The sequence below is a fragment of the Rhodobacter sp. Har01 genome, from assembly GCF_020564565.1.
Lineage (GTDB): Bacteria > Pseudomonadota > Alphaproteobacteria > Rhodobacterales > Rhodobacteraceae > Pseudogemmobacter.
In genome coordinates this window covers 884,420-909,142 of the sequence record NZ_JAJCTD010000001.1, presented here as the reverse complement: position 1 = coordinate 909,142, position 24,723 = coordinate 884,420, and the positions used below count along the sequence as shown (strand labels likewise).

Genomic DNA, 24,723 nt, shown 5'->3' with positions numbered 1-24,723 from the left:
GCACTCCCCCGACTGTCTCGCGACGGGGCAGGTTGCGGCACAAGCGATTCCAAGGGCTTGCGGGTTCAATTCCGGATCGTGCTGGCGCCTGCCTGCGGATGGGCCGGAAGGTGGCCCAGCGACGCCCTTGACCACACTGCGCGTCCGCTCTATTGATAATGCAAATCATTCGCAACTAGGCCCGCATGTCCGCCCCAGACGCCTTGACCCCCGACCTGGTTTCCCCGCCCGCGGCCTGGCGCCATGAGCGCAGGGCGCCGTCGCTGTCGGAGGTGTTCCGCTCGGTCGCGGTGCCGCAGGGCGCGTCGCGGTTCCGGCGGTTCCTGGCTTTTGTCGGCCCGGGCTATCTGGTCGCGGTCGGCTACATGGACCCGGGCAACTGGGCCACCTCGCTGGCCGGGGGTGCCAAGTTCGGCTATACGCTGCTGTTCGTCGCCCTGCTGTCCAACATCATGGCGATCCTGCTGCAGTCGTTGTGTGCCCGCCTGGCCATCGGCACCGGGCGCGACCTGGCGCAGGCCTGCCGGGATGCCTATCCGCGCAGGGTCTCGGTCCCGCTGTGGCTGTTTGCCGAGGGCGCCATCATCGCCACCGACCTGGCCGAGGTGATCGGCACCGCCATCGGCCTGAACCTGCTGTTCGGCATTCCGCTGGAGATCGGCATCTTCATCACCGCGGCCGACGTGTTCCTGATCCTGTGGCTGCAGAACCGGGGGTTCCGCAAGGTCGAGGCCTTCGTGATCGCGCTTCTGGGGGTGATCGCGGCCAGTTTCCTGGTGCAGATCGCCATGGCCGACCCGGACTGGGGCGCGGTGATCAAGGGCTTTGCGCCGTCGACCGAGATCCTGCGCAACCCCGACATGCTGTATATCGCGCTGGGGATCATCGGCGCCACGGTCATGCCGCACAACCTGTACCTGCATTCGGGCATCGTGCAGACCCGGGCCTGGGGCACCGATCCGGCCGGACGGCACGAGGCGCTGCGGCTGGCGACCTGGGACAGCACCATCGCGCTAATGTTCGCGCTGACCATCAACGCCTCGATCCTGATCCTGGCCGCCGCCACCTTCCACGCCAGCGGCAACACCGAGATCGTCGAGATCGACCAGGCGCATGCGCTGCTGTCGCCGCTGTTGGGCGGGTCGCTGGCGCCGATGCTGTTCGGGGTGGCGCTGCTGGCCTGCGGGCTGAACGCCACGGTGACGGCGACCATGGCGGGGCAGATCGTGATGGAGGGTTTCATCGCGTTCCGCCTGAGCCCGGTGATGCGGCGGCTGGTGACGCGGCTGCTGGCGATCGCGCCGGCGCTGGCAGTGATCCTGATCTATGGCAGCGAAGAGACCGGGCAGTTGCTGATCCTGAGCCAGGTGGTGCTGTCGTTCCAGCTGCCCTTTGCCATTGTGCCCCTGGTGATGTTCACCGGCAGCCGGGCCAAGATGGGCGACATGCTGGCGCCGCGCTGGCTGACGGCGGTGACGGCGCTGATCGCGGTGGTCATCATCGCGCTGAACGTGAACCTGCTGTCGACGGTGATCCTGGGCTGAGGCGGCGGCGGGAAGGGCGCTTGGCCTGCGGCAGGGGGGATTCGAATTTTCGACGAAAATTCGGGCCCGGCTGGAAGGCGGGGGGCGACGGGGCTAGGGCTTGCGGTCGGCGCGGCCGCGAGTCCGCACGGCAGATGCCGGCTGATACAGGGCTGCGGGGCCGATCGATTCCAGGAACTGCCGGCCGGCCTCGGTGCCGAAGTGTTGCACCTGCGCCAAGCCGGGGAACTGTCGTTCCACTTCGGCGGCGATCTCGGGCGGCAGGCGGCTGACGGTGGCGTCATTCACCATCAGGCTTTCGGCGGGAATCCCCTCGGCATAGATGATCTCGTGCCGGTCGAAGACCAGACTGAACCAGTCCACGAAGCCGCCTTCGCGGATGAAGACGGTTTCGTGATCGACCAGGTAGCGGGCCTGCACCAGAAGCTCGGCCGAGGGCAGGCCGGGCAGCCGCCGGCGCTGATACAGGAACATGCGGTGCTGCTGGCTGACGATCAGCGTGCCGGAATTGCCCAGCACGCCCGGCGGGATGACTGCCGGCGCGAAAGCCCCCGTCGCCCGCAGCGTGGCACGGCCGATGAAGCGCAGGGGTTGTGCGCCGTGGTCGCGGGTGAGCACCTTGTCGCCGGGCCGCAACTCCTCGATCGGGACCTGCAGGCCGGTGGCCAGGGTGATCCGCGTGCCGCGGGCGAAGCTGAGCGCCATCAGGTCGATGAGACGCGCCCGTTCCGGTGCGGTCTCGATCCGCAGGAGCGTGTAGTCGGTTCGGCCGCTGACCGGTGACAGCGGCAGGGCACAGAGCCGGCCCGAGACCGACAGAACCATCAGCTCGACCGGGTCGCCGTCGGGGGACATCAGGGTATAGGCGGCGATCAGGCCGACGCGATCCCCGGCCTGGCCGATGCCGGAGCCTTCGGCCACGGTGGGGTTGTTGCTGGGCGCTGTGCGGCTGAGGACAAGGCGGAGCGGCCGGGCGGCATCGTCCAGCGCATAGACATCGCCGGTTTCGGCGCTGTCCGGCAGGCCGAGCGCATCGCCGGCGTTGACGCCGGCCGTGACGAAGAAGTCCTCGGCGGCGAAGACCTGGCAGGCGTGGCCGGGAAGGGAGGCGCTGGATTCGGCGGTCATTGGCTTTGCGGGCGGCGGCGGCGAGTCGGCAAGCTGGAGCAGCTTCCCGAAGAACGGTTAACAAACCCTTCCAAGCCGGGTCAATTGCTGCTCCAGTTGACGCCGGGAAACGGACAGGGCATGGCGAAGAAGCGCCGGCCCGGCCCGTCCCGGGCGGCGGCAGCATGGCGGAGGGCAGGATGGATCTGGGAATTCGTGGCCGGAAGGGAATTGTCTGCGCGGCTTCGAAGGGGCTGGGGCGCGGCTGTGCCGAAGCGCTGGCCGAGGCAGGTGTGGATCTGGTGATCTGCGCCCGCGGCCGCGATGCGCTGGAGGCGACGGCCGATGTCCTGCGCAGCAAGGGGGTGCCGGTGACGGCGGTGGTGGCCGACATCACCACCGAGGACGGCCGGGCGGCGGTGCTGGCGGCGGCGGGGCCGCAGGTGGACATTCTGGTGACGAATGCCGGCGGTCCTCCTCCGGGCCTGTGGAGCGACTGGGCGCGCGGTGATTTCCTGCAGGCGATCGACGCCAACATGCTGACGCCGATCGCGCTGATGCAGGCGGTTCTGCCGGGGATGATGGCGCGCGGCTGGGGGCGGGTGGTGAACATCACATCGGTCAGCGTGAAGGCGCCGGTCGCGGTGCTGGGCCTGTCGAATGCCGCGCGGGCGGGGCTGACCGGGTTCGTGGCGGGCACGGCGCGGCAGGTGGCCGGCCAGGGGGTGACGATCAACAACCTGCTGCCGGGCATGCATGCGACCGACCGGGCGGTGGCGCTGGATCAGGGCGCGGCGCGGGCGCAGAACATCTCGGAGGACGAGGCGCGGGCGCAGCGCTGGGCCACGATCCCGGTGGGGCGCTATGGCACGCCGGCGGAGTTCGGCGCAGCCTGTGCTTTCCTCTGTTCGATGCATGCCGGCTTCATTGTTGGGCAGAACATCCTGCTGGACGGTGGCGCGACCAACCTGTCGATGTGACGCGGCTTGCGGGGGCGGAGCCGGGCTGGTATCGCCGGTTCCTGAGTGTTTCTGAAGGGAAATCATGCCGGACAGCCGCCCGCCCCGCCTTGAGGTTCAGGGCCTGAGCCGTGCCTTCGGCGGCCGTCCGGTGGTGGACGGGGTCAGCTTCGAGGTGGCGCCGGGGCAGGTGACCTGCCTTCTGGGTCCGTCGGGTTGCGGCAAATCCACCACCTTGCGGATGATCGCGGGGGTCGAGCGTCTGGACGCTGGTGCGATCCGGATCGACGGCACGGCAATGGCCGGGCCGGGGCTGCACCTGCCGCCCGAGAAGCGCGGGGTCGGGTTGATGTTCCAGGATTTCGCGCTGTTTCCACACCTGACGGTTGCGGGCAACGTGGCTTTCGGCCTGGCCGGGGACAAGTCGGCCAAGGCGCGGCGGGTGGGCGAGTTGCTGGAGCGGGTGAACCTGCCGGGGTTCGGGGCGAAGCATCCGCACGAGTTGTCCGGGGGCGAGCAGCAGCGGGTGGCGCTGGCCCGCGCCCTGGCGCCGCGGCCGCGGGTGATGCTGATGGACGAGCCGTTCAGCGGCCTGGACAACCGGTTGCGCGACGGCATCCGCGACGTGACGCTGGACATCCTCAAGGAGGAAGGCGCAGGCGTCGTGCTGGTCACCCACGAGCCGGACGAGGCGATGCGGATGGCCGACGAGATCGCGCTGATGCGGGGCGGCCACGTTGTGCAGAAGGGCGCGCCCTACAACGTCTACAACGCGCCGGTGGACAAGGCGGCGGCGGCGTTCTTCAGCGATGTCAACGTGATCCGGGGGATCTCGAAGGGCGCGCTGACGGAAACGCCGTTCGGGGCCTTCCTGACGCCCGGCCATGCGGACGGCGCGGCGGTGGAGATCGTGATCCGGCCGCAGCACCTGAAGATCGACTTCGACCGGGCGGGGCGCGGACCGAACCCGACCCCGCAGGACGGCATGGCGGCGCGTGGCCAGGTGATCCGCGCGCGCTATCTGGGACGCGAAAGCCTGGTGGAATTCCGGATGGATTTCGACGGGTCAAAGCTGACCGCCAGCGTGCCGGGCGTCTTTCTTCCCGAGGCTGGCACGCCGTTCTGGCTGATGATCCGCCGCGACCGCTGCTTCGTCTTCGAAGCCGGCAGATAGGCCCAGGGCCCCGGGGGGCTGTCCCCCGCTTGCGGCGGTTTCCAGGGTGGAGCCGTCGAGTTTCACCATCTGCATCATGGCCGTGGTCACACGCCGGGCCTCGACCTTGATCGAGGCGGCGGGGGCCAGGCTGTCATGCGGCCCGCCGTCGAGAAAGCTGGTGCGCTGGCCGGCGGAGGAGAGATGGACCAGGAAGGCCCTGGCCGGATCGGCGCGGTCGGGAAGGATCTGAAGGATCTGCGCGCCTGGAATCAGCGCGGAGCATGGCCGGGCGGCCTTTTCGGCGCGGGTGTCGACCCACAGGCAGGTCTGAACGGTGAGTGCGGGCATGGCGGGCTCAGGCGGCGGGTGGCGCGGTCAAGCCTGCACCCGGGGCGCGGGGACCTGCGCCAGATCAGCCGCGCGGCAGGCGGGCGGCCTCGGCGGCAAGGCGCGTGACCTGTGCCCAGTCGCGGCGGGCGAGCGCGTCCTTCGGCGCCACCCAGCTGCCGCCGATGCAAAGGATGTTCGGCAGCGACAGGTAGTCGGCCGCGTTCTTCAGCGAGATGCCGCCGGTGGGGCAGAAGCGCACCTGCGGGATCGGCGCACCGATGGATTTCAGGAAGGCCGCGCCGCCCGACTGTTCGGCCGGAAAGAACTTTTGCACGGTATAGCCGCGGTCGAGCAGCGCCATGATTTCCGAGGCGGTGGCGCCCCCCGGCAACAGCGGCAGGCCCTCGTCCGCGCAGGCGGCAATCAGCCGGTCGGTCGCCCCGGGCGAGACTCCGAAGCAGGCGCCGGCGGCCTTGGCCGCCTTGACGTCGGCCGGGGTCAGCAGCGTGCCGGCCCCGACCACGCCGCCCGGCACCTGAGCCATGGCGCGGATCGCGTCGAGCGCGCAAGGCGTGCGCAGCGTCACCTCAAGCGCCGGCAGCCCGCCCGCCACCAGCGCCTCGGCCAGCGGGCGAGCCTGGGCCAGGTCTTCGATCACCAGCACGGGAACCACGGGGGCAAGGCGACAGATCTCGGCGGCCTTGAGCGACTGTTCGGCGGGGGTCATGGGCGCGTCCTTCGGGCGGTCATCGCGGGTTGAGATCGGGGCCTCCGGCGGGAGTATTTGGCAAAGGGCAAATGCGGGGCGCAAGGCTTTCCTGATTTGCCCTTTGCCAAATACTCCCGCCGGAGGCGAAGGCCGGGGCGGGGTGCCGCGGTCGGGCGTCAGACCACCACGGCGGCGCCGGTTTCGGCCGGGCCGACGGTCCGGCGGAAGGCTTCGAACAGCTCTCGTCCGATGCCGTGGGCGTTGTCGGACAGATCGGCGATCACCGGGGCGCGGCTGTCGAAGTCGGCGGCAAGGCAGGTCAGCGTGCCGGCCGGTGCATCAAGGCGGACGATATCGCCGTCGCGCAGGCGGGCGAGGGGGCCGCCGCAGGCCGCCTCGGGCGAAACGTGGATCGCGGCGGGCACCTTGCCGGAGGCGCCGGACATGCGGCCATCGGTGACCAGGGCCACCTGCAGGCCGCGGTCCAGCAGCACCGACAGCGTGGGGGTCAGCGAATGCAGTTCCGGCATGCCGTTCGCCCGCGGGCCTTGGAAGCGGACGACGACGACGGTGTCGGCGGTAAACGCGCCGGCCTTGAACGCGGCGCGCACGGCGTCCTGGCTGTGGAAGATGCGCACCGGGGCCTGGATCACATGCCGCTCGGGTGCCACGGCCGAGACCTTGATGACACCGCGGCCAAGGTTGCCGTGCAACTGCCGCAGGCCCCCCGTCGGCTGGAAGGGGGTTGCGGCGGGGCGCAGGATGCGGTCGTTGAGCGTTTCGGCCGGGCCATCGGTCCAGCTCAGCCGGCCCTCGGTCAGGCGCGGTTCCTGGCGGTAGGGCGCCAGGCCTTCGCCGGTGATGGTCTTGGCGTCGGGGTGCAGAAGACCTGCATCCAGCAGCTGGCCGATCAGGAACGGCAGCCCGCCGGCGGCGTGGAAGGCGTTCACGTCGGCCATCCCGTTGGGATAGACCTTGGCCATCAGCGGCACCGCCTGCGACAGGTCGTCGAAGTCTTCAAGGTCAAGCAGCACCCCGGAGGCGCGGGCCATGGCGGGCAGGTGCAGCACCAGGTTGGTCGAGCCGCCCGTCGCCATCAGCCCGACGATGCCGTTTACGTAGGCGCGTTCGTCGAGGATCTCGCCCACCGGGCGGAAGTCGTTGCCCAGCGCGGTGATCTGGGTGGCGCGGGTCACCGCGGCCTCGGTCAGGGCCTCGCGCAGAGGCGTGCCGGGGTTGATGAAGCTGGCGCCGGGCAGGTGCAGGCCCATCACCTCCATCAGCATCTGGTTGGTGTTGGCGGTGCCATAGAAGGTGCAGGTGCCCGGGCCGTGGTAGCTGGCCATCTCGGCAGCCATCAGTTCGGCGCGGGTGGCCTTGCCTTCGGCATGGGCGTTGCGGACACGGGCCTTCTCCTCGTTCGGCAGGCCCGAGGTCATCGGGCCGGCGGGGACGAAGACCGCAGGGATATGGCCGAAGGTGGCGGCGGCGATGATCAGGCCGGGGACGATCTTGTCGCAGACGCCCAGGAAAAGGGCGGCATCGTAGCAGTTGTGGCTGAGCGCAACCCCGGCCGCGAGGGCGATCACATCGCGGGAGAACAGGGAAAGCTCCATTCCCGGCTCGCCCTGGGTGACGCCGTCGCACATGGCGGGCACGCCGCCGGCGACCTGGGCCGTGGCACCGGCACGGCGGGCGGCGGCGCGGATCAGCGCGGGGTAGCCTTCGTAGGGCTGGTGGGCGGACAGCATGTCGTTGTAGGCGGTGACCAGCCCGAGGTTCGGGGCGCGGCCTTCGGCCAGGGATGGCTTGTCGCGATCCATGGCCGCATAGGCATGGGCCTGGTTGCCGCAGCCAAGGTGCGCGCGCGCTGGGCCGGCGGCGGCGGCTTTCGCGACACGATCAAGGTAGTCGCCGCGGCTTCGTTCGGACCGGGCGCGGATGCGGTCGGTGACGTGGGCGATGGCAGGGTGGAGGGTCATGGGACATGCTCGCGGGTGTTGCGGTCGAGCCTATTCTAGCAGTCGGCGTTAGCGCTAACAAGGCCTTCGGCGGTCTTGGCGCGGGCGGCGGTCTAAGCGCGGGCGGCGGTTCCAGCGCGGGCGGCGGGCTTGGCGCCGGCGGGGTCTTGGCGCGCGCGGGGCTGGCCTGACCGCCGGGACACAGGGCCGGGAAATCTGGACGGCGCCTTGCGGATTTCGCCAGCTTGCCGCGACGGCTGCGCAAATCTGCCGTAATCATCTGGAAAGCGGCAGGCAAGGCCAGAAGGCCGGCACGGGACGGAGCACGGAAGATGCGGTGGAGCAGGGCGTTCGCGGGGATTGGGCTGGCGTTGGCGCTGGCGGGATGCGGTGCGGTCGACGGCAGCATCCGGACGGCCGCGGCTCCGGCGGATGAGGTTGCGGCGGAGGCGCTGGTCGAGGTGCCGCTGGCGGTGCAGGACGTGACCGTGACGGTGCCGCGCAGCCTGAAGGTTTCCGAGGCCGAGGTGTTCTACCCGGTGGCCGACATTGTCTGGCGCGGCGAGCCGCGCGGCGACCGCTATGCTCAGATCGAGGCGATCTACGAGGCGGCGGTGACGGCAGCGGTGGTGCCCTTGACCGCTGGGCTGCCGGTGGTGGCCGAGATCGAGGTGACCCGGTTCCACGCCGTGACAGACAAGACGCGCTATACCGTCGGTGGGGTGCATTCGCTGAAATTCCTGCTGACGATCCGCGATGCGGCGACGGGCAAGGTCCTGTCGGGGCCGCGTCTGGTCAATGCCGATGTGCGCGCGGTGGGCGGTCAGCGGGCGGTTCGCAACGACTATGTCGGGATCTCGCAGAAGGAGATCGTGACCAACCGCCTGGCGACGGTGATCCGCGCGGAACTGGCGTCGCTGAAGGTTGCCCCGGCGCTGGCCGCGACGCTGACGGCGGTCCCGGCCGAGTAGGACTTTCCGCCCGGGCCGCAAGACGCTAAGGGAAGGCGATGGAGCCCGTGCTTTCCCCCCCGCCGCCCCGTCCCGTCGTCCGCCTGCGGCCCAAGGCCGAGGCGCGGGCGATCCGCCATGGTTTCCCCTGGGTCTATGCCGATGAACTGGTGCTGGACCGGCGCACCGCCGGCCTGGCGCCGGGCGCGCTGGCGGTGCTGGAGGATGCCGAGCGGCGGCCGTTGGGGCTGGTGACGGTGAACCCGGTCTCTAAGATCGTGGCGCGGATGCTGGACCGCGACCCCGAGGCGGGGGTCGACGAGGCCTGGTTCGCGGCGCGGCTGGCGCGGGCGCTGGCGATGCGCGCCCGGCTGTATGCGGCGCCGTTCTACCGGCTGGTGCATGCCGAGGCGGACGGGCTGCCGGGCGTCGTGATCGATCGTTTCGGTGAGGTGGCGGTGGTGCAGCCGAACGCGGCCTGGGCCGAGGCGCATCTTGGGGCGCTGGTGGCGGCGCTGGCGGCGGTCACCGGGGTGACCACGGTCATCAAGAACGGCGCGGGCCGGGCGCGGGGCCTTGAGGGCCTGCCCGAAGAGATGGCGGTGGTGCTGGGGGCGGCGCCTGCCGGGCCGCTGCCGGTGCCGATGAACGGCGCCACCTACATGGCCGACCTGATGGGCGGGCAGAAGACCGGGCTGTTCTACGACCAGCGCGAGAACCACGCCTTTGCCGCAAGGCTGGCGCGCGGGGCGAAGGTGCTGGACGTCTTCACCCATGTCGGCGGCTTTGCCCTGGCGGCGCTGGCGGGGGGCGCGGCAAGCGCCCTGGCGGTGGATTCCAGTGCGGGGGCGCTGGCGCTGGCCGAGGCGGGCGCGCGCGCCTCGGGCCATGCCGAGCGGTTCGAGACCCGGTCGGGCGATGCCTTCGCAGTGCTTGAGGCGCTGGGGACCGAGGGCGCGCGGTTCGATCTGGTGATCTGCGACCCGCCGGCCTTTGCGCCCGCGAAACCGGCGCTGGAGGCGGGCCTGCGCGCCTATGAACGGCTGGCGCGGCTGGCGGCACCGCTGGTCAGCCCGGGCGGCTATCTGGTGCTGTGTTCCTGCTCGCACGCGGCCGATCTGAGTGCGTTCCGCAACGCCTCGGCGCGCGGCATCGGGCGCGGCGGGCGGCGGGGGCAGGTGATCTGGACCGGCTTTGCCGGGCCGGACCACCCGGTGCTGCCGCAACTTGCGGAATCAAGCTATCTCAAGGCGCTGGCGTTCCGGCTGGACGGATGAAGGCGGTTCTCGACGCCTGCGTGCTGTATCCCACGGTGCTGCGGGAAATCCTGCAGGGTGCGGCGGCGGCGGGGCTGTACCAGCCGCTCTGGTCCGAGCGCATCCTGGGCGAATGGACCCGGGCCACGGCCAAGCTGGGGCCGGTCGCGCAGGCCCAGGCCGAGGGTGAGGCGGTGATGCTGAAGGCCACCTTCCCGCGCGCCTTGGTGCGGCCGCAGCCGGGAATCGAGGCGCGGCTGCTGCTGCCCGATCCGGATGATACCCATGTGCTGGCGGTGGCCATCGCGGCCGGCGCCGATGCCATCGTGACCTTCAACGCCGCCGATTTCCCCGGCCATGTGCTGGCCGCCGAGGGCCTTGCCCGGCGCGACCCGGATGGGTTCCTGTGGGAATTGCAGTCGCGCCACCCGGCCGAGATGGCGCGGATCGTGGAAGCGGTGCGCGCCAAGGCCGAGCGGCTGTCGGGCGCCCCGGTGGCGCTGAAGCCGCTGCTCAAGCGCGCCAGGCTGTTCCGGCTGGCCAAGACGCTGGACGCCTGACGGAGGCGCCGGAATTCGAAGTCGAATTCCGTCCACGATTTCCGAAGTCGGAAATCGTTTTCTCACCCCAGCCAGCGCGCCTCGTTCGCCTCGATGGCGGCGATGCGTTCGGCTGTCTTCGGGTGGCTCAGAAGCCAGGCCGGCACGCCTTCGGCGCGGTTCTCGGTCAGCGCGTCCAGCTTGCGGAACAGGCTTTTCTGCGGCGCGGTCCCGATCCCGGCCTTGATCAGCAGCGCGCTGGCATAGGCGTCCGCCTCGAATTCGTCGCGCCGCGACAGCCGGGCCAGCAGCGCCACCGAGATCGCATTGGCGATCCAGACGCCGATGAAGGGCAGAAAGCGGTTCAGCACCGCGGCCAGCATCATGAACACCGCGTTCTGGCCGGTGAAATCGATCATCCGCCGGCGCATGTGCCCCAGCGCCACATGCCCCATCTCATGCGCCACCACGCTGGCCAGTTCCTCGGACGTGACCTGGCCCTGCATCTTTTTCGCGACAAAGCCGCGGGTCAGGTAGATGCGGCCATCCGGCCCGGCCAGGCCGTTCACCGGGTCGGCGTCCAGCACGAAGACCTGGATCGACGGGATGTCCAGCGCCTGCGCCATGCGTTCGGTCAGCCGGGTCAGGGCCGGGTCGGTCAGCGGGCGCGACTTTGCCTCAAGCGTCTTCTTCGTCTGCCAGACGGAGAAGCGCATCATCAGAAAGGCGTAGAGGACCGCCAGAAGAAGGGGAAGGAACTTGGTCATTGCGGGCAATATGGGGGCGGGCGAGCCGGGGGGAAAGCCCCTCAATGCCCGCTGCGTGCAAGCGACAGCAGCCAGAACCCCAGACCGAAGGCCACCGTGCCGGCGGCGAGAAAGCCGATGATCGAGCCGGCGAATTGGGTCGCGGCCTGCAGGTTGCCGCCGAAGGCGAAGCCCGCGCCGGTGTAGACCCCGACCCAGACGGCCTCTCCGGCAGCCGCCGCAAGGGTGAAGGGCAGCCAGCCAAAGCCTGTGGCCCCGGTGACGAGGTTGGCATAGGGGCCAAGCGGCGACAGCAGCCAGCGGGTCAGAAAGACCGCGACAACGCCCTTTGCGGCCAACAGGGTGCGGGCCTTCTCGACCACTGGCGCGCGGGCGTCGCCTTTGGCGATGCGGGCAAGCAGGGTCGGGCCACCAGCGCGGGCGGCCCAGTAGCCGGTCTGGTCGCCCACCACCGCCCCGGCCAGAGCGCCGCCCGCCACCTGCCAAAGCCCGAGGTCTCCGGCAGCGGCGAACCCTCCGGCGGCGAGCATCAGGATCGAGGCCGGCACGGGAAGGGCGAGGCAGGACAGGAAGGTGACCATCGCCACCAGCCAGGGCCCGTAGGTCGGGACGGCGGACAGCAGCCAGTCGGTCATGGCGGCGCGGGTGCGCCGGCGGCTTCGCGGGCCTTGAGGCCCTGGATGGCGGTCTCGACCGTCGCCATCACCTCGGCCACCGGCACGCCGCGCCGGTCGGCGATCTGCTGCAGCGTCAGCGGGTGGCCGTCCGGGCGCGGCAGGCCGGCGGCAGCGTCCACCGCCCGCGGGTCAAGCCCCCAGCTGCGGCCGATGTAGCCCACCGTCATCCAGGGCTGGAGCTGCTGGTTGCGATGTTCGGGGTTCATCCAGTAGATCGTGCGGACCACGAACTGGCCGGCGAAGAACAGCGCCAGGACCGTGGCCAGCACGAAGGCCGCAGACAGGACCGGGTGGCGGCGGACCACGCTCATCGCAGCGCTTTCAGGCCCAGGGCGATGCCTTCGGGCGTCATCGGCACCATGCGGCCGCCGAAGATGGCGCGGACCATCGCCGTGGACGCGGTATGGCCCCAATGCTCGGCACGCTCGGGGTTGATCCACAGGTGGTGCGGCCAGTGTTCGACGGCTCGGGTCAGCCAGACCTGACCGGCCTCGGGGTTCCAGTGTTCGTTGGCGCCGCCGGGGTGGGTGATCTCGTAGGGGCTCATCGCGGCATCGCCGACGAAGACGGCGCGCCAGTCGGGGCCATGGGTGCGCAAGACATCCCAGGTGGGGGTCTGGGCCGACCAGCGCCGCGCATTGTCGCGCCAGAGGCCTTCGTAGAGGCAGTTGTGGAAGTAGAAGCTTTCGAGGTGGTGGAATTCCGACCTGGCGGCCGAGAACAGGTCTTCCATCACCCGGATGTGCGGGTCCATGCTGCCGCCGACGTCGAGGAACAGGAGCACCTTCACCGCGTTGCGGCGTTCCGGCCTGGTCCGCACGTCAAGCCAGCCTTGCTGCGCGGTGGCGTGGATGGTGCCATCGAGGTCCAGTTCCTGCATGGCCCCCTCGCGTGCCCAGCGGCGCAAGCTGCGCAGCGCCAGCTTGAGGGTGCGGCTGGTGATCTCGGCGCGGTCGTCGAGATTGCGGAATTCGCGCTTGTCCCAGACCTTGACGGCGCGGCGATGCCGGCTTGCGTCCTGGCCGATCCGCACCCCTTCGGGGTTGTAGCCATGCGCGCCGAACGGCGAGGTGCCGGCGGTGCCGATCCATTTCGAGCCGCCCTGGTGGCGGCCCTGCTGTTCGGCCAGCCTCTGCCGCAGGGTTTCCATCAGCTTGTCAAAGCCGCCAAGCGCCTGAATCTGGGCCTTTTCTTCGTCGGTGAGGACCTTCTCGGCCAGTTTCGCCAGCCAGTCGGCGGGAAGGTCCAGCGCCTGCAGGACCGCTTCGGGGGTCAGGCTGTCCAGCCCGTTGAAGGCGGCGGCGAAGGCGCGGTCGAACCGGTCGTAGTGGCGTTCGTCCTTGACCAGCGCGGCGCGGGCGAGGTGATAGAAGGCCTCGACGTCGGCGGTGACCAGGCCGGTCGCGAGCGCGCGCAGGAAATCGAGGTATTCGCGGATCGAGACCGGAACGCCTTCGCGGCGCAGGCTTGCAAGGAAGGGCTGGAACATCGGCCTGGCATCCCTGTTGGGGTTGGGCGTCAGACCAGGCGCGCCAGCGCGATGGTCAGGAACAGGCCCAGAAGGGCGAAGGCGATGCCGTAGCCGACGGCATATTGCGCCATGTCGGCCCGCTTGCCACCCTGGCGGCTGGCCGCGATCGCCCCCAGGACTGCACCCAGAAGAAAGCCGCCGATGACGATCATTCGCCTGCCCCCCCCTGCCCACCGGCCCGCTATTGCCGGCCCGCCGCGTCGCATTGCCCGATGGGCCGGGTGTCAGCCCCGCGACCCTTGCGCGCCAAGGGCGGCGATCTCGCGCGTGCGCTGCCGGATCACCGCCTCGGAGCCGAAGCCATAGCGTGCGGCGTCCTGGCTGTCGAGGCGCAGCCGCGTGGCGGCCTGGGGCTGGCCAAGGTCGTCCAGCGCCTCGGCCTTGAGAAGGGTGAGCGTGGCGAGCAGCGCCGCGTTCTCGGTGGCCCGCACCACCGGGATCGAGCGGTCGGCAAAGCCGATCGCCTGGTCGGGCCGGCCGGACGCCAGCGCGATGGCGGCCAGTTGCATGTCGATGTGGGCGATCTGCACCGCGCCGCCGGGCAGCCGGGCGTAGAGCGCGGCGGCCTTGGAGAATTCGGCCACCGCGCGGCTGCGGTCCGCGCCGACATAGAGCCGTGCCACGGCGAAGTGGCTGAAGGCGAGGCGGCCGTCCTGCCAGCCCTGGGCGCGGGCCAGCGCCAGCGCCCGGTCGGCGGCGTTGCGCCGTGCGGGCAGCGCGGTGCCGGAGCCAAGGGCGGTCTCGATGGCCTGGGTCCAGGCCTTGGGCGTTGCCGACAGGTCCACCCCACCGAGACCGCCGCCGTCGGGGTTGAGCCGGGCGAAGATGCCGCCGATCCGCGCCGCCACTTCGCCCCGAGACATGCCCGGGGCCAGTTCGGGGGCATAGGTCGCGCGCAACATCAGCATGTCGAAGGGGGTCAGCACGGCGTGGAAGTTGTCGTCGTTGAACACGCTGTCAGGCAGCCGATACAGGTCGTTCAGCGGCCCGATGGCCTGTGCCAGTTCTTCGTGCAGGCAGTCGCGCACCTCTTGCGGGCTGGTGTCCGAGGGCACGAAGATGGCCGCCCTGGTCCGCAGGGTCACCGCGGCCCAGTCCACGGTCCGGGTGCCGCGGGCAGCGCGGAATTCGGCCAGCGAGCCGACGTTCGGCACCACGAAGCAGGCCGCCGTGGGGGCAAGCCGGCGCAACTGGGCCTTGGGACGGAACTCGATGGTGATGGACGCCGGTTCGCCGGGTGCGGCGCTGCGGATGTCGAGACCGGCTTCGGATTGCAGCCGCGCCACGACGCGCGCCAGGTCGCCGGCTGCAAGGGGGGGCACCTGGCCCGTCAGGGCGACCGTGATCGGCCCGTCGAAACGGCTGAAGCCGGGCAGAGTCCGCCCGCTTTCCATCTGGAACGTCAGATCGAGAAAGGTCGCCGCCAGTTCGGCGGTGCCATGTCCGCCCGGCCCGGGAAGGCTGGGCGCGCCACCGGCGGCGGCAAAGGCCGGCGCGGCGAAGACGGCGTCTTGCGGCCCCGCCGGCGCGGCACGGTTCTTGGTCACCTGCGCGTCGGGAGCCGGCGCGCAGGACGCCAGGACCATCAGGACCGCCAGGAACGTGACTTTGCGCATGATCTGGCAGCCGATCCATGCCTGAGCGGGAGAGCGGTCCCGCGGTTGCGGTTTGCCGGCGCCCGAAGCGGCCGCGATGCCCCCGCATCGCAGCCCGCCCCAGTCTCCGATGGTCCTGAAACGGCTGGCCAGGGGGGTGGGACTGGAGGCGCGTCCGGGGGGCGAGCAGACCTGGTGCCCCCGGAGTCGCCTTGTTCAGCCTTGTCCAGCCTTGTCCAGCCTTGGCCCGCGGACCAGCCGGGCCGATGTGCAGAAATTCAACGACAGCGAAGTGTCGGCATCAGGGCGCGGCGGAGTCAATTGCAGGGAAAGCCGTCAAGATGCCGGCTACTGCCGCTTGCGTCGGGTGCGGGGCGGGGAACCAGATTTGCCACGGCTGTATCACGGAATATTTCATACTGTGTCAGATTTTGGTCGTTCCGACCGCAAATCACTTTAAGTCCGCGACTGAACCGACCGAAATCGAACCGATTCGCTGCTGCATCGCAAAAGGTAAATCGCGCTGCCAAGTGGCGGTTTCCGCGCCGGTATCGCGACCGGCAGTCACACGATTGACGGCGTCTTCGAAGGCCGCGGCCCTGGTGGGTTGGCAAGCTGGCGGGCTAGCGCTGCCCGCGGGCAAGGAAGGCCAGCCGTTCGAACAGCTGCACGTCCTGTTCGTTCTTCAACAGCGCTCCGTGCAGCTTGGGCAAGAGCTGGCGGCTGTCGCGTTTCAGGTCCTCGGGCGACAGGTCCTCGGCCAGGATCAGCTTGAGCCAGTCGAGCATCTCGGAGGTCGAGGGTTTCTTCTTCAGGCCCGGGGTTTCGCGAATCTCGAAGAATTCGGCCAGGGCGGTGGCCAGCAGGCGGTCCTTGATGCCGGGCAGGTGGACGCGGACGATGGCGGCCAGCGTTTCGGCGTCGGGAAAGCGGATGTAGTGAAAGAAGCAGCGGCGCAGAAAGGCGTCGGGCAGGTCCTTCTCGTTGTTCGAGGTGATGATGACGACGGGGCGTTGCGCGGCGCGAATCGTCTCGCCGGTCTCGTAGACGTGGAACTCCATCCGGTCGAGTTCCTGCAGAAGATCGTTGGGAAACTCGATGTCGGCCTTGTCAACCTCGTCGATCAGCAGAACCACGCGGGCCGGCGCGGTGAAGGCCTGCCACAGCTTGCCGGGGCGGATGTAGTTCTTGACGTCATGGACGCGGGCATCGCCCAGCTGGCTGTCGCGCAACCGGCTGACGGCGTCGTATTCATACAGGCCCTGATGCGCCCTGGTGGTGGATTTGACGTGCCATTCGATCAACGGCATGCCCAGGCTGGCGGCCACCTGGCGGGCCAGTTCGGTCTTGCCGGTGCCGGGTTCGCCCTTGACCAGCAGCGGCCGTTCCAGCGCCACGGCGGCATTCACCGCGATGGCCAGTTCGGGGGCGGCGACGTAGCCGGGGGTAGAAGAGAATTTCATCGCCGCATCCGGGGGCTGATCACAACTGGAGGCGGACCCTAGCGGGAGGCACAAAATGCCGCAACCGCTAGTGACAAGGCAAAGGACTTAAGCTACATGCCCGCCCAACAGGAGCGCGCCATGACTGATGCCTGCCTGCCGGCGCGTGCCGACAAGATGGAGAGTGCTGCTATGAAGCCGGAAGTGTTCCTGCCGGACGATTACCGTCCCGCCGAAGACGAACCATTCATGAACGACCGGCAGCTTGAGTACTTTCGCAGGAAGCTGGTGGTCTGGAAGCAGGAGTTGCTGAGCCAGTCAGCCGAAACCCTGGACAACCTAACCGAAAGCGCGCGCAACGTGCCCGACCTGGCCGACCGCGCCAGCGAAGAGACCGACCGCGCGCTGGAGCTGCGCACCCGCGACCGCCAGCGCAAGCTGATCGCCAAGATCGACGCGGCACTGCGGCGGATCGAGAGCGGCGAGTATGGCTATTGCGAGATGACCGGCGAGCCGATCAGCCTGAAGCGGCTGGATGCCCGCCCGATTGCCACCATGACGCTGGAAGCGCAGGAAAGGCATGAGCGTCGGGAAAAGGTGCATCGCGAGGACTGAATTTATCGTCGCAGGCGCGGGGGGTTGCGGCCTGGCGCGGATGACGGGAAAGTGACGCCGGGTGCTCTCGCCCGGCGTTTGCATTTCGGGAGGTCTGACCGATGACCCTGTCTGGCCAGTCCGTCACCATCCTTGGCGCAGGCGTCGCCGGCCTTGCCGTGGCGCGCGCGCTGGCGCTGAAGGGTGCGCAGGTCACCGTGCTGGAGCAGGCCGATGCCATCCGCGAGGTGGGCGCCGGGCTGCAGATCAGTCCGAATGGCGCGGTGGTGCTGAAGGCTTTGGGGCTGGGCGCTGCGCTGGAGGCGGTGTCGATCCGAGCGGACGCGGTCGAGTTGCGCGACGGGCTGGACGGCAGTCTGGTCACCCGGCTGGACCTGGCGCAGTTGCGACCGGGGCAGGGCTACCACTTCCTGCACCGGGCCGATCTGATCGAATTGCTCTGCCAGGGCGCGCGCGACGCCGGTGTCGAGTTGCGTCTGTTGCAGAAGGTAGAGCGGGTGGATCTGAGCGGCGCACGGGCGCGGCTGGTGTTCGCGACCGGGGCCGAGCAAGAGACCGGTCTTCTGATCGGTGCCGACGGGCTGCACTCACCGACGCGGGCGGCGCTGAACGGCCAGCAGGCGCCGTTCTTCACCCATCAGGTGGCCTGGCGCACTCTGGTGCCCTGCGAGCGGGGCGCACGGCCGGTGGCCGAGGTTCACATGGGTCCGGGGCGGCATCTGGTCAGCTATCCGCTGCGCGGCGGCACCTTGCGCAACATCGTGGCGGTCGAGGAGCGGCGGCGCTGGGTCGAGGAAGGCTGGTCGCTGAAGGACGACCCGATGGAGTTGCGAGTGGCCTTCGAGAGCTTTGGCAGCCGGGTGCAGGGCTGGCTGGAAAAGGCGCAGGACGTGTTTCTCTGGGGCCTGTTCCGGCATCCGGTGGCGCCGGTCTGGCAAAGGGCGCTGCCCGAGGGCGGCGTGGCGATTCTGGGCGACGCGGCGCATCCGACGCTGCCCTTCCTGGCGCAGGGCGCCAGCATGGGGCTGGAGGATGCCTGGGTGCTGGCCGACAGTCTGGCCGACAGTCTGGCGGCCGGAGGTCTGGCCGAAGGGCTGGCGGCCTATCAGGCGCGGCGCGCGGCGCGGGCGGCGCGGATCGTGGATGCGGCGACCCGCAATGCGAAGGCCTATCACTTGGCGGGGCCGCTGCGGTCTTTGGCCCATCTGGGGTTGCGCATCGGCGGCGCCGTCGCCCCGAGCGCGGCGCTGGGGCGATTCGACTGGCTGTATGGCCATGATGTGACGCAGCCGGAGTAGGTGGGATTCGCCCTGGTCAGGCGGCGAGATCGACCCAGACCGGCACATGGTCGGACGGCTTGTCGCCGGCGCGGGTGTCCTTGTCGATGCCGGCGTCCTGCATCAGATCGGCGGCCTGCGGCGTGAGCATCAGGTGGTCGATGCGGATGCCGTTGCCGCGTTCCCAGGCATTCGCCTGGTAGTCCCAGAAGGTGTAGAGGCCCGGGCGCGGGTCGCGCACCCGGATCGCGTCGGTCAGGCCAAGGTGGACGATCCGGCGCAAGGCGGCGCGGCTTTCGGGCAGGAAGAGGGCGTCGGTCGTCCAGGCTTCCGGTTTCGCCGCGTCGATGGGCTGGGGGATGACGTTGAAGTCGCCCAAAAAGACGGTGGGGTCTTCGGTGGCCAGCAGGGTGCGGACGCGGGCCTCCATCCGGGCCATCCAGGCCAGCTTGTAGTCATACTTCGGCCCCGGTGCAGGGTTGCCGTTGGGCAGATACAGGCCGCAGACCCGCACTGCGCGGGTGCCGATCACCGTGGCCTCGATCCAGCGGGCCTGTTCGTCGGCGGCATCGCCGGGCAGGCCACGGGTGACGTCGTCCAGCGGCAGTTTCGACAGGATCGCCACGCCGTTGAACGACTTCTGCCCGTGGGTTTCGACGCGGTAGCCAAGGTCTTCGAACACCTCGCGCGGGAAGGATTCGTCCTGGCTCTTGATCTCCTGCAGGCAGACGACATCGGGGCGGGCGGCGTCCAGCCAGCGCGGCAGGGCCTCGATCCGGGCCTTGATGCCGTTGATGTTGAAGCTGGCAATCTTCATTGGCGCGTCTCCGGTTTCGCCCGTTCTAGGGGCGCGCGGCCCGGCGCACAAGCGCGGGGCGGGCTGCGGCCAGCCAGAGGGCGTCGAGGCGATCGATCTCTTGCGCGTCGAACCGGTGGGATTCTTCCCAATACCGCCCCGAAGGAACGCGGTAGTCGAGCGCCTGTTCCATTTCCAGCGCGCGGGCCGCGAGGCGTTCGTCGACGGGCGCCGGGTGCGCGCGCGGTGCCAGCGGGCGGGGCAGCCGGGGGAAGACCAGCCGCGACGGGCCTTGCGAGAGGTTCACCATCGCCGTGCCGCGCCGGGCGGCCAGAACCATCAGCCGCGCCGACTTGGCCTCGAGCGACCGCAGGGTGACATCGGGGCGCAGCGGGTCGGCGGCGCCCTGGCCGTAGAAATGGGTGGGGCCGGTGGCCGGATAGTGCATGTCGCAGCCGAAAACGGCGATGACACGGGGCGAAAGGGCGTGGAGCGCCCAGTAGATCGCCGTGAAGGCCATGGTGCCGCCGGCGTAGACGAAGCCTCCCAAGGCATTCTGGGCCGGCACGAAGTCTTCTTGCGTCACGATCTGCTGGCCGGGGCCGGGGGCGGGGCGGCGTTCGGTCGGGAAATCCCAGGGATGGATGTGGAAATCCCAGTCCGGCCGGATCGCGTGGGCGTTGTTGATCGCCACGATCCGGTCGAAGGGCGCCCGCGGCCAGCGCGCGGCCTCGGCCGCCATCGGCGCGGAGCCGAGGATGAGGACGGTCGTCATCGCTGTCTCCCAAACTAGCCGTCCCAAAGGAGATAGGGTGACCGGGCGCTGGGTCACGTGACAGTCTGATGAAAAGGCGGATCGGCGCCGGTGCGCCGGGCGTCAGACCGAGAAGCTGGTGCCGCAGCCGCAGGAACTGCTGGCGTTGGGGTTTTCGATCACGAAGCGGGCGCCGATCAGCTCATCGGAAAAGTCGATCACGGCGTTCTGCAGGAAGGGCAGGGAGACCGGGTCGACCAGGACCTTGAACCCGTCCTTTTCCAGGACAAGGTCATCCGATGCCGGATCGTCCAGCCGGATGTCATACTGGAACCCCGAGCAGCCGCCACCCGAGACGCCCACCCGCAGGGGGCGCGGCGCGCCGGTCATGTCGGCGATCTCGGCCAGGCGGGCGAAGGCGCGGTCGGTCACGCGGGGGGGAAGCGTCAGTTCCATGGCTGTTCCCGTATCCTTGCGGCGAGGGCTTACATATATGGAAGCCTGACGCCCCGAACAAGCCAAGGATACCCCGGCGCGATGCTTGCCCCCTTTGCCTGCCAGCCCGACGCCTCGCGCGGGAGATTGCACCCCGAAGGGATGAGTTCGTTCCGCAGCCCGTTCCAGCGTGACCGCGACCGGATCATCCATTCCTCGGCCTTCCGGCGGCTGAAGCACAAGACGCAGGTCTTTGTCGAACATGAGGGCGATTATTACCGAACCCGGCTGACGCATACGATCGAGGTGGCGCAGGTGGCGCGCACCATCGCCGGCGTGCTGGGGCTGAACACCGATCTGGCCGAGGCCATCGCGCTGGCGCATGACCTGGGCCACACGCCGTTCGGCCATACCGGAGAGGATGCGCTGGCGCGGCTGATGGCGCCCTATGGCGGGTTCGACCACAACGCGCAGGCGCTGCGGATCGTCACAAGGCTGGAGCGGCACTACGCCGATTTCGACGGGCTGAACCTGACGTGGGAGACGCTGGAAGGCATTGCCAAACATAATGGGCCAGTGACCGGCCCCAACGCCGACCCCAAGCATGCCGGCCCGTTGCCCTATGCCCTGGTCGAGGTGAACGCGGCGTGGGATCTGGAACTGCACACCCATGCCAGCGCCGAGGCGCAGGTGGCGGCGATTGCCGACGACGTGGCCTATTCGCACCATGACCTGCATGACGGGTTGCGGTCTGGCCTGTTCACCGAGGACGACCTGATGGACCTGCCGGTGGCCGGCCCGGCCTTTGCCGAGGTGGACCGGCTGTATCCGGGGTTGGAGCGGATGCGCCGGCGGCATGAGGCCTTGCGGCGGGTGTTCGGCCGCATGGTCGAGGACGTGATCGCAGTGGCGCAGAACCGGCTGGCGGGGGCGCAGCCGAAATCGGTGGACGACATCCGCCACATGGGCACGACGATCATCCGGTTCTCGAAGCCGCTGTATCAGGAGTTGAAGGCGGTGCGGGGCTTCCTGTTCCACCGGATGTACCGCGCGCCGTCGGTGATGGCGGTGCGGACGAAGGTGACCCGGGTCATCGACGATTTGTTTCCGCTGTTCCTGAGCAATCCCGGGCTTTTGCCGCAGGAGTGGTGGCTGGACATCGAGCGGGCGAAGGATGAAACCGGGCTGGCGCGGATCGTGGCGGACTATGTCGCCGGCATGACCGACCGCTTCGCCATCCAGGAACATGCGCGCCTGACGGCAGGTGAGCCGGTTGTCCAGGCCGAAGAGCCGGGGCTGCAGGGGTTAACGAAAGGTTAACCGCGCGTTCTCACAACCGTCTGAAATCGCTTGATTTTTATCTTGACCTTGCGAGCGGTCTGAGGTAGGACTTCAGGCATGCTAGAAGAAGTGTCGAGAGCGGCCAGGGGGTGACCCCCGGGGCCGCTTTTTCATTTCGCTCGGGCCGGGGGGCGGCATGAGAAAGGCGGACAGGACATTCCATGACGATCAGGTTCAGCGAAGGCGAGGCAGAGCCGGATGAGGCCCTTCACCTGACGGAAGAGTTGTTCCGGATCGCGGTGGGCGATCTGAACGCGGAGCTGGCGGCGATCCGGGAGGGGCAGTTCGAGCAGGCAAAGGCGGGCCGGGTGGCGGTTCGCGATCTGGTGGAATTCAGCAAGCAGGTCCTGGAGGGACGCAAGAATGTCGAGAAACTTCGCAAGCAGGTTGCCGGGGATGTCGGAGCCCGCGGCGAGCTGGACCTCGACGCCGCGCGCGATGAAATCGGGCGCCGTCTGGCTTGCCTCCGCGACGCAAGAGGAGATTGACGGGTTCCTGTCGGACCTGAGCGAGAACGCGCTGCTGGCGCTGCCCTGGGTGTTCGAGTTCTGGGCGCTGCCGCATCAGTTGCCGCCGGAGGGGGCCTGGAAGACCTGGGTCATCATGGGCGGGCGCGGCGCGGGCAAGACGCGGGCCGGGTCGGAATGGGTGCGCGGCATGGTCGAGGGCGGCACGCCGCTGGCGCCGGGCCGGGCGAAGCGGGTGGCGCTGGTGGCCGAGACGGTGGACCAGGCGCGCGAGGTGATGGTGCTGGGCGACAGCGGCATCCTGGCGTGCTCGCCCCCCGACCGCCGGCCGGAGTGGGTGGCGGGGCGCCGCACGCTGGTCTGGCCGAACGGGGCGGAGGCGCAGGTGTTCTCGGCGCATGACCCGGAAAGCCTGCGGGGGCCGCAGTTCGATGCGGCCTGGGCGGATGAATATGGATGCGCAGCGATCGACAAGGCAACCAACCAGCCGAACCGCTTTCTTGACGTCCTTTCGTCCGAGTCAGTGCTGCCCCGGGCCTCGCTGGGTCACCGCGACGATGTGATTCAGATGCAGTATTACCGCGCAATGGCAGAGTTCTGGGGTGAGCCTGCAAACAATCCGATCTCTCTGGCCTATCCCGGGCGTATGGTCGATCTGACACGCAGCCATGCCTGGGCCTGGGACAGTCGGCCGTTTCCGGCTTTCCCCGGGCGCATCGACCTGTGGAGCGATGGTCCGTCCTACGCTCGTGGCCACTGGCTGAACGGGCGCGCCACCAATCAGCCGCTATCGGCCGTGGTGCAAGAAATCTGCTCCAGTGGTGGCGCGGAGGCGGTTGTTACCACGTCCTTGTTTGGTGTGGTGCGGGGGTTTGCTTCCGACCAGGTCCAGGCCGCCCGCGCGAGCCTTCAACCCTTGTCCATGGCGTTCGGCTTCGATGCTGTCGAACGTGAAGGTGCCTTGCGCTTTCTGCCGCGCAGGCCAGGCATTGACCACGTTGTCGCGGTCGATGCCCTGGCGATCTCGGACGATCTCGACGGGCAGATCGAACTCGCCCGCGCATCCGAGCCCGAACTCAGTGGCCTGGTTCGGCTTGGTCACATTGAAAGCGAGGGTGACTACGAGGTCCGGACCGCAGAAGCCCGAGTGCCGGACGAGGTTCAGACCACCGTTTCGGCAACCGAATTGCAGCTGGTCCTGACGCCTGGCGAGGCCTCGGAGATCGTGCTGCGCTGGTTGTCGGAATCGCGCATTGCCCGCGACACGATCCGGCTGGCCATGCCGCCGTCTTCCAGGCCTGTCGGCGCCGGGGACCGGTTGCGCCTGGAGGATGGCAGCACCTATCGCGTTGATCGTGTCGAGCATGCAGATGCCCGACTGGTCGAAGCCGTTCGCGTCGAGGGCAGCCTCTATGAGCGCCGCCCCGGATCGGAGGACCCAGCCGTGATACGTCCCTTTGTCGCGCCCGTTCCCGTGCTTCCCGTCTTCCTGGATCTTCCCTTGATCACGGGAGATGAGCGGCCGCACGCTCCTCATGTTGCGGTCTCGGCCGAGCCCTGGCCCGGCAGCGTGGCGGTCTGGTCGTCGATCAGCGAAAGCGGGTTCGAACTGAACCGCCTGGTCGCCGCCCCGTCGATCATCGGTGTGACCGAATCCGAACTGGCCGCCTGCTCGCCCGGGATCTGGGATCGAGGAGCATCGCTTCGGGTCAAGGTCGTCGGCGGCAGCTTGTCCAGCGTGCCGGTGATCGACGTTCTGAACGGGGCGAATGCCATGGCTATCGGCGATGGCAGCGCGGGCAACTGGGAGGTATTCCAGTTCGCCAACGCAACGCTTGTTGCCGAAGACAGCTATGACCTGAGCCTTCGGCTTCGCGGTCAGCTGGGCACCGGCGAGACGATGTTGCCGGTCTGGCCAGTTGGCAGCACGGTCGTGCTTCTGGATCGCAGCCTGTCGCAGATTGATCTGCCTGTCAGCGCGCGTGGCCTTGTCCGCCACTACCGGATCGGCACTTCGCTGCGGGGCTTTGATGACCCCAGCGTCGTGGCCCGCACGCTGGCATTCGACGGCATCGGCCTTCGGCCCTATTCGGTAGTCCACCTGAAGGTCTTCGGAAGCTTGGGGACTTCGGTTTTCGCCACCTGGATACGCCGCACGCGCATCGACGGCGACAGCTGGATCGCGACCGAGGTGCCGCTTGGCGAAGACGAAGAGCGTTACATGGTGCGCGTGCTGGTCGGAGAATCCGTCCGCGCCGAATACACCGTGGACACGACGGTTTTCGACTATCCAGCTCTGGCCCAGGCGGCCGACGGTCTGTCCTCTTCTTTCAGCCTGGCGGTTGCGCAGATATCGTCGCGCTTCGGACCTGGCCCCTTCCGCGTGGTTCCCGTGCCAGCTTGACCAGGCGAGGGGGGCGTTTGAGTCGCCTGCGCCCATGAAACTGGCTGGGGCGTGACTGGGGGGGCAGGGTGATGTCTCTGGCCCGATGCGAAGGGTGTCGCTGGCGTGGCT

Annotated in this window: 25 protein-coding genes; 11 read left to right on the top strand and 14 right to left on the bottom strand. The window is 69.0% G+C overall.

The window, feature by feature from the left end:
- Nucleotides 1-185 precede the first annotated feature (185 nt).
- On the top strand, nt 186-1,544 hold the full coding sequence (locus LHP98_RS04365; RefSeq protein WP_227251249.1) for an Nramp family divalent metal transporter: 1,359 nt from the start codon (nt 186-188) through the stop codon (nt 1,542-1,544).
- 93 nt (nt 1,545-1,637) lie between these two features.
- Here LHP98_RS04365 and LHP98_RS04360 read toward each other — a convergent pair whose 3' ends face one another.
- Complete coding sequence (locus LHP98_RS04360; protein ID WP_227251248.1) at nt 1,638-2,672, bottom strand: Hint domain-containing protein; 1,035 nt, start codon at nt 2,670-2,672, stop codon at nt 1,638-1,640.
- A gap of 179 nt (nt 2,673-2,851) precedes the next feature.
- On the opposite strand from LHP98_RS04360, the gene LHP98_RS04355 reads away from it, so the two are divergent.
- Nucleotides 2,852-3,631 (top strand): SDR family oxidoreductase, encoded by a 780-nt coding sequence (locus tag LHP98_RS04355; RefSeq protein WP_227251247.1) that lies wholly within the window; start codon nt 2,852-2,854, stop codon nt 3,629-3,631.
- 64 nt (nt 3,632-3,695) lie between these two features.
- The gene (locus tag LHP98_RS04350; RefSeq protein WP_227251246.1) at nt 3,696-4,784 is read left to right on the top strand and encodes an ABC transporter ATP-binding protein; all 1,089 of its coding nucleotides are present in this window, start codon (nt 3,696-3,698) and stop codon (nt 4,782-4,784) included.
- Here the strand turns inward: LHP98_RS04350 and LHP98_RS04345 are convergent.
- The 3 genes from LHP98_RS04345 to edd form a co-directional block, all read right to left on the bottom strand.
- Nucleotides 4,677-5,114 (bottom strand): VOC family protein, encoded by a 438-nt coding sequence (locus LHP98_RS04345; RefSeq protein ID WP_227251245.1) that lies wholly within the window; start codon nt 5,112-5,114, stop codon nt 4,677-4,679. The genes LHP98_RS04350 and LHP98_RS04345 overlap by 108 nt on opposite strands.
- A 64-nt stretch (nt 5,115-5,178) precedes the next feature.
- Nucleotides 5,179-5,823, bottom strand: coding sequence for a bifunctional 4-hydroxy-2-oxoglutarate aldolase/2-dehydro-3-deoxy-phosphogluconate aldolase (locus tag LHP98_RS04340; RefSeq protein WP_227251244.1), 645 nt, complete (start codon nt 5,821-5,823; stop codon nt 5,179-5,181).
- 158 nt (nt 5,824-5,981) lie between these two features.
- Nucleotides 5,982-7,787 (bottom strand): phosphogluconate dehydratase, encoded by a 1,806-nt coding sequence (edd, locus tag LHP98_RS04335; protein WP_227251243.1) that lies wholly within the window; start codon nt 7,785-7,787, stop codon nt 5,982-5,984.
- Nucleotides 7,788-8,098: 311 nt separating this feature from the next.
- On the opposite strand from edd, the gene LHP98_RS04330 reads away from it, so the two are divergent.
- From LHP98_RS04330 to LHP98_RS04320, 3 genes are read left to right on the top strand one after another with little or no spacing between them, the layout of a single operon-like run.
- A complete protein-coding gene (locus tag LHP98_RS04330) occupies nt 8,099-8,737 on the top strand; it encodes a DUF6778 family protein (protein ID WP_227251242.1) in 639 nt (212 codons plus the stop codon).
- 38 nt (nt 8,738-8,775) lie between these two features.
- The gene (locus LHP98_RS04325) at nt 8,776-9,993 is read left to right on the top strand and encodes an RSP_2647 family RNA methyltransferase (RefSeq protein ID WP_227251241.1); all 1,218 of its coding nucleotides are present in this window, start codon (nt 8,776-8,778) and stop codon (nt 9,991-9,993) included.
- The gene (locus tag LHP98_RS04320; protein WP_227251240.1) at nt 9,990-10,532 is read left to right on the top strand and encodes an RSP_2648 family PIN domain-containing protein; all 543 of its coding nucleotides are present in this window, start codon (nt 9,990-9,992) and stop codon (nt 10,530-10,532) included. The genes LHP98_RS04325 and LHP98_RS04320 overlap by 4 nt, the downstream gene beginning before the upstream one ends.
- Nucleotides 10,533-10,594: 62 nt before the next feature.
- On the opposite strand, the gene LHP98_RS04315 is transcribed toward LHP98_RS04320, so the two are convergent.
- The 7 genes from LHP98_RS04315 to LHP98_RS04285 form a co-directional block, all read right to left on the bottom strand.
- Entirely contained in the window at nt 10,595-11,278 is a 684-nt protein-coding gene (locus LHP98_RS04315) for a M48 family metallopeptidase (protein ID WP_227251239.1), read from the bottom strand.
- 41 nt (nt 11,279-11,319) lie between these two features.
- Nucleotides 11,320-11,913, bottom strand: a complete 594-nt coding sequence (locus LHP98_RS04310; protein WP_227251238.1) for a DedA family protein — start codon at nt 11,911-11,913, stop codon at nt 11,320-11,322.
- Nucleotides 11,910-12,266: a hypothetical protein gene (locus LHP98_RS04305; protein WP_227251237.1), complete on the bottom strand. Its 357-nt coding sequence runs from the start codon at nt 12,264-12,266 to the stop codon at nt 11,910-11,912. The genes LHP98_RS04310 and LHP98_RS04305 overlap by 4 nt, the downstream gene beginning before the upstream one ends.
- Nucleotides 12,263-13,444, bottom strand: coding sequence for a vWA domain-containing protein (locus LHP98_RS04300; RefSeq protein WP_227251236.1), 1,182 nt, complete (start codon nt 13,442-13,444; stop codon nt 12,263-12,265). The genes LHP98_RS04305 and LHP98_RS04300 overlap by 4 nt, the downstream gene beginning before the upstream one ends.
- A gap of 29 nt (nt 13,445-13,473) precedes the next feature.
- A complete protein-coding gene (locus tag LHP98_RS04295) occupies nt 13,474-13,638 on the bottom strand; it encodes a hypothetical protein (RefSeq protein ID WP_227251235.1) in 165 nt (54 codons plus the stop codon).
- A 72-nt stretch (nt 13,639-13,710) separates the two neighbouring features.
- On the bottom strand, nt 13,711-15,102 hold the full coding sequence (locus LHP98_RS04290) for a DUF2927 domain-containing protein (RefSeq protein WP_227251234.1): 1,392 nt from the start codon (nt 15,100-15,102) through the stop codon (nt 13,711-13,713).
- Nucleotides 15,103-15,704: 602 nt separating this feature from the next.
- Complete coding sequence (locus LHP98_RS04285) at nt 15,705-16,544, bottom strand: AAA family ATPase (RefSeq protein WP_227251233.1); 840 nt, start codon at nt 16,542-16,544, stop codon at nt 15,705-15,707.
- Between the two features lie 171 nt (nt 16,545-16,715).
- On the opposite strand from LHP98_RS04285, the gene dksA reads away from it, so the two are divergent.
- Both dksA and LHP98_RS04275 read left to right on the top strand, forming a co-directional pair.
- On the top strand, nt 16,716-17,138 hold the full coding sequence (gene dksA / locus LHP98_RS04280; protein ID WP_227251557.1) for an RNA polymerase-binding protein DksA: 423 nt from the start codon (nt 16,716-16,718) through the stop codon (nt 17,136-17,138).
- A 101-nt stretch (nt 17,139-17,239) separates the two neighbouring features.
- Nucleotides 17,240-18,436, top strand: a complete 1,197-nt coding sequence (locus LHP98_RS04275) for an FAD-dependent monooxygenase (RefSeq protein ID WP_227251232.1) — start codon at nt 17,240-17,242, stop codon at nt 18,434-18,436.
- A 16-nt stretch (nt 18,437-18,452) separates the two neighbouring features.
- Here the strand turns inward: LHP98_RS04275 and xth are convergent, their stop codons facing one another.
- From xth to LHP98_RS04260, 3 genes are all read right to left on the bottom strand, one after another.
- The gene (gene xth / locus LHP98_RS04270) at nt 18,453-19,232 is read right to left on the bottom strand and encodes an exodeoxyribonuclease III (RefSeq protein ID WP_227251231.1); all 780 of its coding nucleotides are present in this window, start codon (nt 19,230-19,232) and stop codon (nt 18,453-18,455) included.
- A gap of 25 nt (nt 19,233-19,257) precedes the next feature.
- The gene (locus LHP98_RS04265) at nt 19,258-19,986 is read right to left on the bottom strand and encodes a hypothetical protein (RefSeq protein WP_227251230.1); all 729 of its coding nucleotides are present in this window, start codon (nt 19,984-19,986) and stop codon (nt 19,258-19,260) included.
- A 102-nt stretch (nt 19,987-20,088) separates the two neighbouring features.
- A complete protein-coding gene (locus tag LHP98_RS04260) occupies nt 20,089-20,415 on the bottom strand; it encodes a HesB/IscA family protein (RefSeq protein ID WP_227251556.1) in 327 nt (108 codons plus the stop codon).
- An 87-nt stretch (nt 20,416-20,502) separates the two neighbouring features.
- On the opposite strand from LHP98_RS04260, the gene LHP98_RS04255 reads away from it, so the two are divergent.
- The 3 genes from LHP98_RS04255 (at nt 20,503) to LHP98_RS04245 (ending at nt 24,612) form a co-directional block, all read left to right on the top strand.
- Entirely contained in the window at nt 20,503-21,720 is a 1,218-nt protein-coding gene (locus tag LHP98_RS04255) for a deoxyguanosinetriphosphate triphosphohydrolase (RefSeq protein WP_227251229.1), read from the top strand.
- Between the two features lie 182 nt (nt 21,721-21,902).
- Nucleotides 21,903-22,229, top strand: coding sequence for a hypothetical protein (locus LHP98_RS04250; RefSeq protein WP_227251228.1), 327 nt, complete (start codon nt 21,903-21,905; stop codon nt 22,227-22,229).
- The gene (locus tag LHP98_RS04245) at nt 22,138-24,612 is read left to right on the top strand and encodes a baseplate megatron protein TIM-barrel domain-containing protein (RefSeq protein ID WP_227251227.1); all 2,475 of its coding nucleotides are present in this window, start codon (nt 22,138-22,140) and stop codon (nt 24,610-24,612) included. The genes LHP98_RS04250 and LHP98_RS04245 overlap by 92 nt, the downstream gene beginning before the upstream one ends.
- Nucleotides 24,613-24,723: the final 111 nt, after the last annotated feature.